General features: G+C 43.2%; 7 protein-coding genes. All 7 read left to right on the forward strand.

Annotated features, from left to right (window positions below; translation table 11 throughout):
* The first annotated feature begins 8 nt into the window (after nucleotides 1-8).
* The 7 genes from I2I13_RS14505 to I2I13_RS14535 are packed head-to-tail and all read left to right on the forward strand — an operon-like array spanning nucleotide 9 to nucleotide 14,121.
* Nucleotides 9-1,757, forward strand: coding sequence for a hypothetical protein (locus I2I13_RS14505; protein WP_195649798.1), 1,749 nt, complete (start codon nucleotides 9-11; stop codon nucleotides 1,755-1,757).
* 28 nt (nucleotides 1,758-1,785) lie between these two features.
* On the forward strand, nucleotides 1,786-5,040 hold the full coding sequence (locus I2I13_RS14510) for a TonB-dependent receptor (RefSeq protein WP_148365483.1): 3,255 nt from the start codon (nucleotides 1,786-1,788) through the stop codon (nucleotides 5,038-5,040).
* 19 nt (nucleotides 5,041-5,059) lie between these two features.
* Nucleotides 5,060-6,898 (forward strand): RagB/SusD family nutrient uptake outer membrane protein, encoded by a 1,839-nt coding sequence (locus I2I13_RS14515; protein WP_195649799.1) that lies wholly within the window; start codon nucleotides 5,060-5,062, stop codon nucleotides 6,896-6,898.
* Nucleotides 6,899-6,910: 12 nt separating this feature from the next.
* Nucleotides 6,911-9,943, forward strand: a complete 3,033-nt coding sequence (locus tag I2I13_RS14520) for a SusC/RagA family TonB-linked outer membrane protein (RefSeq protein ID WP_195649800.1) — start codon at nucleotides 6,911-6,913, stop codon at nucleotides 9,941-9,943.
* An 11-nt stretch (nucleotides 9,944-9,954) separates the two neighbouring features.
* A complete protein-coding gene (locus I2I13_RS14525; protein ID WP_008776112.1) occupies nucleotides 9,955-11,727 on the forward strand; it encodes a RagB/SusD family nutrient uptake outer membrane protein in 1,773 nt (590 codons plus the stop codon).
* Nucleotides 11,728-11,749: 22 nt separating this feature from the next.
* Complete coding sequence (locus tag I2I13_RS14530) at nucleotides 11,750-12,820, forward strand: endonuclease/exonuclease/phosphatase family protein (RefSeq protein ID WP_195649801.1); 1,071 nt, start codon at nucleotides 11,750-11,752, stop codon at nucleotides 12,818-12,820.
* Between the two features lie 5 nt (nucleotides 12,821-12,825).
* Entirely contained in the window at nucleotides 12,826-14,121 is a 1,296-nt protein-coding gene (locus tag I2I13_RS14535; RefSeq protein ID WP_195649802.1) for an acetylxylan esterase, read from the forward strand.
* Nucleotides 14,122-14,126 lie beyond the last annotated feature (5 nt).

A 14,126-nucleotide genomic window follows, 5' to 3' on the forward strand; every position in this document is an offset into this window, starting at 1 on the left:
TAGTATTTATGAAAACACATTTCTACATTTTATTAATGCTTGGAATGGTATTCCTTTTGGGATGTGAAGACGAAAAGTTAGGCACAGACCTGGGAGTAACCAATGTAGTGCTTCCGGACATTTCGGAAGAATCCCTGGGCACAGAGATTACCATTCAGGGAAATGGCTTTATTGACTGTGATGTACTGGCACTTTCTCCTTTATCAGGAGGGACAGAACAGCCCATCTACATGGAAACCAGAGAAGTATCCTCCGACCATATTACGGTACTATACCCCTCTACTGCAAACAAAGATTCTTATGGACTTGTATTAGTACGTGGTAGTAAAATGCGAACATTGGGAGTCATCAACAGTACTGTAGGAGTAATGCCCGATGAGAACTTGCGCAATGCCCTCTCTGCTCTCTTCCCCGATATATTCAAAGGAGAGAAGATTTCTTCCAGTGCGAAGTATGTCACATTCACTGATGGCACACTGGATATCAGCGATAAGAATATCACTTCTTTGGAAGGACTCGAGTATTTCAGCAACATCCGTAAACTGATCTGCAACAACAATGATATAAGCGAAATTCCTGCTGAAGTTCTGTCCAGGCTGTCCGAATTGACTGCACAAAACACAGGATTGACTAAACTGGAACTGGCTACTGCAGAACATCCGAATAGCACATTGGTTTCTCTCAACATAGACGGAAGCATCCAACTAGAATCTATCGATCTGTATTACTGTTATACCATTGAAAGATTCTCTGCTCTAAACTGCAAACTGGTCTATTTGGATGTACGTAACTACCACAGCATCTATGGCGGATGTCTGAACTATAACAGTACAGACTTCAAATTTACTTTCAGTGACGATGCAAGCAAAGAACGACTTCTGAAAATGGAATCCTGGTGGATGGACTCATACTATAGCAATAGCGGTTCTATCGTAGATGCCATCAATAATGGAGTGACAGTGGAAGGGTACGATTGGATGCACGACTATCCGGATGGAAACAACAACTACTATTACAGTTACGGAAAATATCAGAAAACATTGAAAAAGTACGGGGAAATTCCTGATATAAACCTACGGAATGCCCTCAAAGCCTTGGTTCCGGATGTCTTCGAAGGGGATAAAGTTCTGACAGTGGCAGCTCTGAATACAGAATACTTCAAGAACAACACAACTCTTGATCTTAGCAACAAGGGAATCACCAATCTGGAAGGGTTGCAATACTTCTGCGGATATAAGAGCCTCATCTTGGACGGTAATAATCTGGGAGAGATCGACCTAAGTAAATATGCAATCAGCACCAGCTATACAGCAGGTCCGGTAGATGAGAAAGGCATTCAATCTTTCAGTGCTAAGAACGCAGGATTGACCAAGTTTATTTCCGGAGACCAGTATATGATAACCTCTATTGATGTAAGCAATAATCCGGGGCTGACATATCTGGATATAAACCGTTGCAAGTCCATCACAACATTAAATGCATCCGGTTGTCCGCTCGTTTATGTCGATCTGCGTAATTTGGCAGGCACTTATTCTGTTTTAGGTTATTCCGGAGGAACAATAGATCCTTCGAAAGTTCAGTTCTCATTTACTAACAACTCTTCAACTCAAAGAAAACTATTAGTAGAAGAGTGGTGGATGGATAGCTCATGGAATGGCACAAGTCCTTGTATTACCGCAAAAGACCAAGGTGTCCGGATAGAACGCTATGAATACATAGGATACGACAAGGACAAAATGTTGAGTTCATTTAATTAGACAGAAAATAATCTTAAACGTTATAGTTATGAAAAGAAGTTATTGGCTATACAAAATGTGCCTGTTGCTCGGGTTGGGAATCTGTATTCCCGTTACAGGAAATGCATCAGATATTGGAGATGCTACCCTGATACAGCAACAGTCCAAGATAACAGCCTCCGGAGTCGTCGTGGACGAGTCCGGTGAAAGCCTGATCGGAGCTTCCGTCATGGAAAAAGGAGCAGCAACGAATGGTACTATTACAGACATAGACGGTCGTTTCTCTTTATCGGTTGCTCCCAACGCAATACTGGAGATCAGTTATGTAGGTTATCAAAAACAAGATGTACCTGCAAAAAAAGACATGCGCATCATTATGCATCCGGACGTAGCGAATCTGGAAGAAGTTGTAGTAGTGGCTTACGGTACCCAGAAAAAAGTTTCTGTCATTGGCTCCGTTGCTTCCATCGACCGAAAAGAATTGATGAAGTCTTCATCGCCCAACTTAAGCTCTGCTTTATCCGGAAAGCTCCCCGGACTGACCACTATCCAGACTTCCGGTGAACCGGGACGTGACGAAGTGACCATGTTCCTTCGTGGTGCAGCCACCACAAACGGTACAAATCCATTAATCATGGTAGATGGAGTAGCTGTAGACGATATGCGTTCCATCGATCCGAACGAAATCGCTAATATTTCCGTATTGAAGGATGCTTCCGCAACGGCAGTATTCGGCGTACGAGGTGCCAATGGAGTTATAATGATCACCACCCGGAGAGGTGAAAAAGGAACTGCCCGTATCAGTGCCAATGTAGAATTCAGTATGCAGGAAATGGCCTTCAAACCCGAACGCCTGGACTCATGGGATTGGGTAAGACTTCGCAATGAAGCACTCACTAACGATGGGAACTCTGCCGAGTTCTTCGGACCGGACATCGACAAGTTCGACTCATGGAAAACAGGTAACCCCGTAGATCCTGATTTCTATCCGAATAATAACTGGCAAGATATCTTATTCAGAGATTATGCACCTATGACCAGAGCTAACATGAACGTTTCCGGAGGTTCGGACAAACTTCAGTATTTTGTAAGTGCAGGCTACCTGCATCAGGGAGGTATGTTCAACGTAGAACCTAAATCCAAGTTAGGTTACAATGCCCAGTCTTCATTAGACCGATACAACTTCCGTTCAAATATTGACTATAAAGTCAATAAGTCAGTGAAGATCAACTTAAATGCCTCCTCTTATCTGGAACGGATCAACGGGACTTCTGCAAGCATGACAAGTGTATTCAATAGTGCTCTGACTTCACGGCCTACTTCCATGTATCTGACTCCGGAAGGTGCATACGCCACCGACGCTATACGCACCTTCCCTATCGGAGCCGGATTATCTGTAGAAGATCCTGCCAACAATTCGTTGAGCGCATATCCTTTAATCAACCGTTCGGGTTATCAACTGGAGACCAGATCGGGAATCAATGTCATCGGAGGAGTGGAAATTGATTTGGGATTTATCACCAAAGGGCTCTCTGTCAAAGGACAAGTATCTTTCGACTCCAAAGGATTCGGCAAAACAATAGGAAAACGTTCCTACACCTGGTATACCTATCAGACGTTAGCTTCAGGAGAACATCTGTTTATCAACCGGCATCCTAGCCTGGAAGATGAAGATGGTCCAATCGAGCTGACCAAGTCTTCCGAGTCCTATTGGACAATGAACCTGCAAGCGCAAATCAACTACAACCGTAGTTTTGCTGAGAAACACAATATTACTGCCATGTTCCTGGCACAGCGGGATGTTAAAGAATCTAAAGAGACATCAGGTGATCTGCTACTGCCTTATAATGTAATCGGTATTGCAGGACGTGCAACCTATGATTATGACAGGCGTTATTTTGTAGAAGTAAATATGGGTTACAACGGTTCGGAGCAATTCTCTCCAGACAAACGATTCGGATTCTTCCCCGCCGCCTCTCTTGGTTGGTTAGTAACTAACGAAAGCTTTCTTCAGGATAATCCAGTCCTGACGAATCTGAAATTAAGAGCTTCTTGGGGAAAAGTAGGAAATGATGCATTTACAACCAGTGACGGAAAGCCTGCCCGCTTCCTTTATCTGGATAATATCAGTCAATATTCCGTAGTAACAGACAGTAAAGGAGACCACTGGTTATCTCCTAGTTTGGGATACGCTTCCAACGGTTCCGGCTGGGGACAAGGTTACAAAATCGCCGAAAACTACATAGGAAACAAAAGTATCACATGGGAAACAGCTGAAAAACAAAATTATGGTATAGACATATCTTTGTACCATGATCTTTCTTTCTCGTTCGACTACTTCGTTGAAAAAAGAAAGAACATCCTGATCATCCCTCAAACTACTCCTATGATTCAAGGTCTACCCTCCTCTGCCCTTCCATTGATGAACGATGGTGAAGTCAAGAACCAGGGATTTGAGATGGTACTCGGATATCAGAAGCAATTCAAGAACGGACTATCCGTTTCTGCCAATGCAAACTTCAGTTATGCCAGAAACAAAGTTTTGGAATATGACGAACCGCTATTAGGTAAGGATTATGCATACCGCACCCGCACCACCGGATTTTCATTAGGACAAAACTGGGGATATATTATCGACCACAGCTATGATCCCGAAAAAGGCCGTGACGGAACCGGTTTCTTCTACAGTGACGAAAGTATCGCCAAAAGCGGACTGACTTACGAAGGTGTAGGAACACCGGAACCCGGAGACTTTATTTATAAAGATCTCAACGGAGACGGTGTGATCAATGACCGTGACAAAGCTCCTATCGGCTATTCATCTCTGTTACCCCGCATCAACTACGGTTTCTCTTTATCTGCCAATTGGAAAGGATTCGACGTTTCCATCATGTTGCAAGGAGTAGGCCAATACAGCAAGACTTATTCGGGAGCCGGTATCTACGAAAGCAGTGGCAACTTTTACAAAATGCACATGGGACGTTGGAGCGAAGAACGCTATAATAATCATGAAAAGATTACGTATCCCCGTTTATCCAGCAGTGGCGGGCCAAGCTTACAGCCCAATGATTTCTTTATCATGGATGCCTCCTATATACGTCTGAAAAATGCAGAAGTAGGATATACATTACCGGAAAGCATCAGCAAGAAAATCGGTGCATCGAATGTACGTTTCTATTTAAGCGGTAACAATCTGTATACATGGACTCACCTCAAAACCGATAGCTTCGATCCGGAACAGAACGGTCCGGCAGCTTATCCGACAATGCGCACTTACAATGTAGGTTTAAATATTACATTTTAACGGCTAAAACAAACCCGATATGAAAAAAAGATTTATTTATATATGCATGTTTGCTTCTCTGCTCACATTCAGTTCTTGTAACGAAGCATTGGATGTAGCTCCTGACGGAAGATTATCGCTGGATGAAGTATTTCAGGATCCTGATCTGACCAAAGCTTATTTCAGCACTTGTTTTGACTACCTGCCCAAAAAGAGTTTGCGATATCACTTCTGGAGCAACTATCCTGTGGCACTTAGTGACGAAGCATGGGATTGCACAGATGGTTCCGGCGGTGGCTTTGCACATGCCGCATCAGGTAACTGTACTACTACAGACTTCTATCTTGATGTTCGTAGAGACATGGGTGATACCTACTCGGAAGGAGGATACTGGCAATTATACTGGGGACAAATCCGCACCATCAACACATTCCTCCAACGGGCAGCCACTGCTGCCATCCCGAGCGAAACAGATCGTGACCGCTGGGTAGCGGAAGCTCATGTACTCCGCGCTTATTTCTATATGGAACTGTTGAAATGGTATGGTCCTGTACCTATTGAAAAGGAGCCTTACGGGCTGGATTATGATTTTTCAACCTTATCACGCCCCAGCTTTGAGGACTGTGCCCGCTTCATTGTAGACGATTGCGAAACAGCCCTTAAATCAGCCAATCTTCCCTGGAGGCTGACAACGCTCAACGAAAAGATCAGAATGACCAAAGGCATCGCAATGGCTATCCGTTCCGAAGCATCTTTGTTTGCTGCCAGCACTTATAACAATGGTGGAAAGGATCTATGGGAATGGGCTTACACGATCAATAAAGACTGTTTGGAACAACTGAAAGCCAACGGCTACGAACTCTATACTAAATGTTCGGATACGGAAAAGTATTATAACAATGCTTATATGGAGTACTTCACGCTCAATAACTACATTGGAACAGATCCCAGTGACAAAGAAACAATCTGGCAAAGCACAGAAGGTTATTGGCCCGACCCGTATACAAATCCTTTGTATGATGTTATCGGAGCACCGGTATTAGGGAATGCCCAACTCACCATTGTGCCTTCTCAGGAGTTAGTAGACGCCTATGATATGTTAGCAACCGGAAAACCAATATTGAATTTGTCAAAACCTTATAATGATGAGAAGCATCTGTCTCCTAATTACAATCCCAATAGTGGTTATGATCCTGCAAATCCCTATAATGGACGCGATTTACGTTTACAGGCTACTGTTTTTTACAATAACAGTCCAGTTCTGTTAGGCAAAGAACCGGCAGTTGTAGAAACATATGTAGGAGGAAACAGCGAAATCCGTACCAGTGGAAATACCAACACACGTACCGGTTATTATTGGAGAAAGAGAATGGTGAACGGTAACTGTAAAGCAGCCGGAGTGGCTGGATATGACGGACGTTTCCGTTTCTACCGGTTAGGCAAAATCTATCTGAACGCAGCCGAAGCAGCCATTGAAAGCGGTCATCTCACCGAAGGTCTGGGATGGATCAATGAAATCCGCCATCGGGCAGGCTTTGATCCCTCGGTTGATTTGTCTACAAATGATAAGAACGAAGCACGCTTGTTAGTACGCCATGAACGTCAGGTAGAACTGGCTTGCGAAGAAGACAGATATTTCGACATCCGCCGCTGGACACCAGCAAATGAGAACATGGAAAACGAGAAGTTTACCACAGGTATGAAAATCACCAAGAATGGAAATTCATTCTCTTATGAAAGAATTATTTTAGGAACAGACGGCGGCAAGCCGAGTAAAATGAGTTACGAAAAGAAATGGCACGTATATCCTATCCCTGCCAGTGAAGCAGCCGTATTGGAAGGCACGACAGGACAGACGTGGCAAAATGCAGGATGGTAATCATAAAACAGAATGTATATGAAAAACAGAATAATCACACTTTTGTGCATCGTATGCCTGTTTGCGGGCAACGAAGTATGCCGGGCACAAGTGCAAGAAGTAATATCCGGTGTGGTGCGGAATGAGAGCAACAAACCCTTAGAGGGTGCAATCATTTCTGTTCCGGACAATCCCGAATACACCACAAGCAGTGACAAAGACGGAAAATTCATCATGGAGATTCCGTCGGGAGCCAGTATGGTCATTTGTAAGATTCCAGGATATCGGAACCAGACAATGAAATTCACTCTGAATAAACCGGTGGAGTTTCGTCTGATATCAGATATCGCCGGTCAGGATACATCTCTCGAAGTAGCCATGCTGCAAAAAGAGAGAAAAGGAGGTTATACAGGAGCAATCTCTACCGTTCAGGGAGAAGAGTTAGTTAAAACACCTAATAGCGGATTTTCAGCTACGCTGACCGGACGCTTGGCAGGATTGACTTCTATCCAATCCACCAGCACACCAGCCGATGATGCAACAACGATGTATATACGTGGTCTGAATTCCATAAATGGTAATTCACCTTTGGTTGTACTCGATGGAATTCCGGCTCCATTATTCGATATGAATACACTCGATGCCAACACTGTAGAATCTGTCAGTATTCTGAAAGATGCCGCAGCTAAAGCATTATATGGTCCGCGAGCTTCTTCCGGAGTAATTCTTATTACTACAAAAAGAGGCGAAATAGGACGTACTAAAGTAAATGTGAACATGGACTTCTCCATACAACAGGCTACCCAGCGTCCTAAAATAGTAAGTACCGGTGAATACGCACAAATGCGTAACCAGGCCTTACTCAATGACGGTGGCACTCCACTCTATTCTTTATATGAAATAGCCGGATTTACAGATGGAACTATGCCGGGACACGACTGGTATGACACTTTTATGAATGACGCAGCCAGTATGCAACGTTACAACGTCAATATCAGCGGAGGTAACAACCGGGTTAAATACCTTGTTAATGCCGGTTATCTTCACCAAAACAGCCTGATTGATGCAGAGAAGAATGATAATTATAATCCTGCACTCAAATTGCATCGCTTCAACATTTTAGCTAATGTGGACGTCACTCTGCATCGTTATCTAAACTGTTTCCTTAACACAAATGTCACTATCGACCGGATGAATCAAGGATACAACGGGACAGGAGATATCATGAATTCGATCTATCAGATGGCCCCCACCGTACCTGGACCTATCACCGAAGACGGAAAAGTGATTACTGCAGAATACAATGAATATCCCACTTACGGACTTATCAACCGTTCTGGATATAGCCATCAAACAGGTATCAATCTGAACGTCGCTTATGGAATGAATCTGGATCTGGGATTCCTGACTAAAGGATTGAGCGTAAAAGGAATAGTAGGTTATGAAGCAAACTATGACGGAACAATCTATGGTTCTACCGACTACGCACGTTATGCAGCCAATGGCAGCGGACTTTTCGGTACTCACACCACTCTTCCTCTAAGTTTAAGCAAGACCGCTAATATGCGCTACTTTATCAACTTCCAAGGATTCATCAACTATAATCGTATTTTTGGAGGCAGACATGAAGTAGATGCATTTGTCAGCTATTTCAATGAGAATATGATGAAAAACGGTGATCTCCCATACGATCGTTTGTCATTGATGGGACATGTGAAATACGGCTATAATTCACGATACTATATACAGGGAGACTTTACCTACGATGGTACAGAACAGTTCAGACCGGGTAACCGTTTTAAATTCTTCCCGACAGTATCTGCCGCTTGGGTGGTATCCAACGAAAGTTTCCTGAAAGACACAGATTGGCTGTCCTTCCTCAAAATACGCGCATCTGCCGGATGGCTGGGTAATGACCAGATATCTGACACCCGTTTCCTGTATGCTACGGATGTACGTTATAAAGATGCAGGTTACTTACTAAGCAACTACTATGGCTTTCACACTGTAGAAGGTATGCAAGGTAATCCATATATCCACTATGAAGAATCTTTCCAGCAAAATTATGGAATAGATGTTACCTTATTCAACTCACTAGGTATCACATTTGATTATTGGAACGTGAAACAGACCCAAATGGCTATCCAAGATAACAGTGTATCTTCTGCACAAGGTATCGCCAGTGAAAATCTGCCATTTGAAAATCTGGGTAAGATGAACAACAAAGGATTTGATATCGAATTATCTTATATCAAGAATCTGAAATGTGGATTAAGAATGACTATCAGAGGGAATATGGGATACAATAAAAATGAAGTAACTGACATAAAAGAGTTGAACCGTACCGCCAGCGGATATTACTATCCATATCGTAAAACCGGCTATTCTGCAGGACAACAGTTCGGATATCTGATTGACTATTCCAACGGAAACGGCTACTATAATAGCCAGGAGGAAATAGATAAAAGCGGTCTGCGATTCTCTGGTGCTTCTCCACGCCCAGGTGATTTCATTTACAAAGACTTAAATAACGACGGAAATATAGATGAGCGTGACCAGGCACCGATGGACAAAGCCCAGACACTACCTACACTTTCTTATGGTGGTTCTATTCAACTGGAATACAAAAACTTTGACTTGTATGTTCAGTTACAAGGTGTATCAGGTACAGCAGCCTATTACAGTGGATGCGGTACCTTCGATAATGCTTACCAAGGAGTGTACACAGACCTTCACCGTAATGCCTGGACAGCAGATCGCTATGCGGCAAATGAAAAAATCAGCTATCCGGCTTTGACCACAGGAAGCTCTTCAAGTCTCCAATCAAATGAATTCTTCTATTCCAAAAATAACTATATGAGATTGAAGAATGTAGTATTAGGTTATACACTTCCTAAACGTTGGAGCAGTAAGCTGAAACTGGAGAAAATGAGATTCTATATCAGCGGAGCCAATTTATTGACCACCTCATCTCTCAAGTTCGATAATCTGGACCCGGAACAATATTCCTACTCTGTATACCCCATTTACAGAACATTTAACATAGGACTTAACCTGAATTTCTAAAGACTGAAGTTATGAAAATAAATAAAATCATATCAGGAGTATTCTCCTTGCTCATATTATCCTCATTCATAGGATGTACTGAAATTGAAGATCATCCGGACGGCCGTACGGATTACAGCGATTTGTTTACCACGAACCGTAAAACGTATACTTATATGAATCAATGTTATGGATGGATTCTGAATTACGGAATGAACTATAACTATACCATGCTAGCTGGTTGTACGGATGAAGCCAAAGATTCCTGGGAACTACAGAACGGAGTTACCCGCAAATGGAATGAAGGACAATTATCTCCCTTCAGCAATCCGCTGGAGGGCATCGAAGGAAATCCGGAAAACTACAATTATTATTATCAAGGGATTCGTGCCTGCAACATCTTTCTTGCCAATATTCCTACTGCCAGTGTCTACTCAGAAGATATCCGTAACAGTTTCAAGGCACAGGTACTTACATTACGCGCTTTCTATTATCTTCAATTGGTGAAACGTTATGGAGGTGTTCCCATCATAACAACTCCCGACTACGATTATACCAAGGTTAAAAGAGGTACATTTGGCGAGTGCGCCCGCCAAATATTGGCTGATTGTCAGGCTGCTATTGATATTCCCACTGTTGAAGAATGGGGATGGCGTTCCTTAGATAAGGAGAACTACCGTCACGTTATGACAAAAGCCATCTGTGCAGCCATCCGTTCACAGATATCACTCTATGCAGCCAGTCCTCTGTACAATGACGGAACAATCACTTGGACAGAAGCCGCAGAAATTACTAAAAAGTCTCTGGATGACTGTCTGGCGAACAATTATGAACTTTATAAGAAACAGCCGAATGCTACAGCTGGTTATTCTCCTTATGATGTGTATTTCTATTCGCGCACTGACTTGCCGGTAGTTAATGACAAAGAAACCATTATGGAAGTTGGACAGATGTATATGTGGAATTATGCTGGCCTGCCAACTACCGACGGCCAGACAGATGCCGGTGCGTGTCCGTCGCAAGAGCTACTTGATGCCTATGAAGTTGTGAACGGTGACATGACAGAATCTTATCCTCTGCTCAATTTAGAGAGCCCTTATCTAGATGCCAATCATCTACAGCCTAACTTGAATTCGGCTGTTCAAGGTCTCTACAATCAAGCCAAACCGTATGAGAATCGTGATCCGCGTCTTAAAGCTTCTATTTATTATGATGGTTCCAAACTAAACCTGGAAACCGGTGCACTACTCTCAACCAAGACAGGAGGAAACTGTGCACTTGATCCCAGTAATGCACGTTACACCTGTACCGGCTATTATACACGTAAGTTCTCGCATTATAAATCTGGACGTTCCGGCAATCTGGATGGCTACTTCAAAGAGTTCCGCCTGGCTGAATTATATTTGAATTATGCAGAGGCAGCTAATGAAGCATCCACTACCGGAACTGTACCCAATGATGCGGTAGACGCAGTCAATGCAGTACGTTCCAGAGTAGGTATGCCAGGCATTCCTTACGGATTATCCTGTGATCAGTTTCGTCTGCGAATCAGGAACGAAAGACGCGTAGAACTTGCTTTTGAAGAACACCGCTTCTTTGATGTACGCCGTTGGAAGATACTGGATCAAACAGACAAAGTAATCACCGGAATGAAAGCAAACTCGGATGGAAGTTACTCCCGTTTTGTAGTAGATAATAACCGAAAAGCATATAGTGAAAAATTCCTATTATATCCAATACCGGGTGACGAAGCAATCCGGTTACAGAATGCTTCAGGAACTAACTGTCAGAATCCGGGCTGGTAATCAAATCTAAAAAATACAGATTATGCAAAAGTGGTTATTAACTATTATTATTGCCATACTTCCTGTTATCACTGCATGTTCCAAAACCGATACGGAAGTATCTGTACCGGAAGAAGAAACAGGAAAGAAAACAGAGATTAAGTTCCTTCAACTCAACTTATGGGTGGAGTGTACCAAGGTGGAGCATGCTCCGGAATATCTGATAGAACAGATTGCTGCCCTACAGCCAGACATTGCTACATTTTGCGAATTATATAAAGGTCCGCAAGACGATCCCGTGATGCCTAAACTAATGCAAGGGCTTAAAAATAAGGGACTCATCTATTACGATGCACGAATAGACGGAAGAGCGGTCATATCAAAATATCCGATCAAAGAGACAGAACGCATCAACAAATGGATGTTCAAAGCGATTCTGGATGTCAATGGGAAACGAGTGGCCGTTTACCCGGCACATTCGGAGTATCGTTACTACACCTGTTACTATCCCCGGGGATACAATGACGGTAGCGTTAATTGGGATAAACTTCCGGCTCCTATCACTGATGTAGACAAGATACTTGCTGTCTGCGAAGAATCAGACCGTATAGAATCCGCCCAAGCTTTTATCAACAACGCTGCCAAAGAGCTAGAGCAAGGAGCACTCGTGTTTTTTGCCGGAGATCTGAATGAGCCTTCTTATCTGGATTGGCAGGCCGATACAAAAGAACTATTCGATCATCGCGGATGTATCGTCAATTGGGGAACTTCCAAATTGTTGGTTCAACGGGGATATAAAGATGCCTACCGGGTAATTCATCCCGATCCGGTGAAATGTCCGGGATTCACTTTCCCTGCAGACAATAAATCTGTCATTCCAGAGAATCTCTCATGGGCACCGGAGGCAGATGAACGCGAACGAATTGATTTCGTTTACTATTATCCAAATAAAAATCTACAAATAAAAAATGCCCAGATAGTAGGTCCAACAGGCTCTATTGTACGCGGAAAAAGAATAGAAGAACAAACCAAAGATCCAATCATTCCGCCCGTAAACAATCAGTGGCCAAGCGATCATAAAGGAGTGCTGATTACGTTTTATATCAAAGAGTAATTACAATGATTAACAGGATGCAAAAGTGGATATACATCATTATACTCCTGACCGGATACTCAATAAAAAGTTATACACAGGAGACCATAAATCTCAATATTCCTGTTGAGCAAAACTGGATGTTCGATAACGAACATCCAGTACGCTTCATGCTGGAATTGACATCTGCACAGTCAGGTTTTTCGGATAGGATACGTATGGACATTGCAACAGATTTCGGCAATGCTGTATCGTCTACCTTTATAACCTACTCTTTCGGAACAGATTCGATAGCTCCCGGTGGAGGCTTTCGCAGTCGTGCATCAGTCACTCTCATGAATCTCACTCCCGGGTTTTACCAGGCTTGTTTCATTGCTGGCACCGACACTCTGAAACATTTCTTCTTTGGATACGAAGCCGAACAGATTTTATCCAAACCGGATGGTCTCCCTAACTTAAAAAGATTTTGGAATAAAACCATCACCGAACTTAAACGTGTACAACCTGCCTATAAAATGACACGTCTACCTGAATCTTCGAAGCCAGAGCGTGATGTTTACGAAGTAGAAATGTGCTCGCTTGAAGGAGAAATCTTACGAGGGTATTGGGCAGTCCCTACAGATGGTCAGAGTCATCCGGCCGTAGTGGTTTATCAAGGTTATGATGCCGTCACCTGGATTCCCGGTCCCGACGACTATCCCGGTTGGTGTATCTTGGTCATTCCACCCCGTGGACAAGGCCTCAACAAACCTTATAACCGCTTTGGTGAGTGGATTGCTTTCGGACTGGATTCACCCAAACATTATTATTACAGAGGTGCTTTTGCTGATACAGTCCGCAGTATTGATTTTATTTTTGCTCAGCCATGCTTTGACGGACAAAACCTTTTTGCTACAGGTATTTCGCAAGGTGGAGCGCTCACATTAGCAGCAGCGTCACTCGACCATCGTATTTCCGCAGCTGCGCCTATCGTACCCTTTCTGTCAGACTATCCCGATTATTTCCGTTTGGTTCACTGGCCTGCCAGCTTGGTATTCGAAGGAGCTGCCCGGCAGAATATTGACAAAGATAAAATATTCTCATTACTAACTTACTTTGACTTGAAAAATCTGACCGGATGGATCAAATGCCCAGTATTAATGGGATTCGGACTTCAGGACAACATTACACCACCACATACAAATTTTGCAGCATACAATCACATCCGTACACCTAAACGCTGGATATGTTACCCTACATCAGGACACTTTGCAGCTTATGAGAACATGGACTCATGGATTGCTGAAAGTACTCGTTTTTTCAATCAGTATGTAGTGTGGTAATAATC

Origin of the sequence: Bacteroides sp. D55t1_190419_B8 (assembly GCF_015558905.1) — a bacterium.
GTDB lineage: Bacteria > Bacteroidota > Bacteroidia > Bacteroidales > Bacteroidaceae > Bacteroides > Bacteroides vicugnae.

What these genes read in the sequence shown, in the direction of transcription:
- I2I13_RS14505 (WP_195649798.1), top strand. Translation starts at nt 9, where the DNA reads ATGAAAACACATTTCTACATTTTATTAATGCTTGGAATGGTATTCCTT.
- I2I13_RS14510 (WP_148365483.1), top strand. Translation starts at nt 1,786, where the DNA reads ATGAAAAGAAGTTATTGGCTATACAAAATGTGCCTGTTGCTCGGGTTG.
- I2I13_RS14515 (WP_195649799.1), top strand. Translation starts at nt 5,060, where the DNA reads ATGAAAAAAAGATTTATTTATATATGCATGTTTGCTTCTCTGCTCACA.
- I2I13_RS14520 (WP_195649800.1), top strand. Translation starts at nt 6,911, where the DNA reads ATGTATATGAAAAACAGAATAATCACACTTTTGTGCATCGTATGCCTG.
- I2I13_RS14525 (WP_008776112.1), top strand. Translation starts at nt 9,955, where the DNA reads ATGAAAATAAATAAAATCATATCAGGAGTATTCTCCTTGCTCATATTA.
- I2I13_RS14530 (WP_195649801.1), top strand. Translation starts at nt 11,750, where the DNA reads ATGCAAAAGTGGTTATTAACTATTATTATTGCCATACTTCCTGTTATC.
- I2I13_RS14535 (WP_195649802.1), top strand. Translation starts at nt 12,826, where the DNA reads ATGATTAACAGGATGCAAAAGTGGATATACATCATTATACTCCTGACC.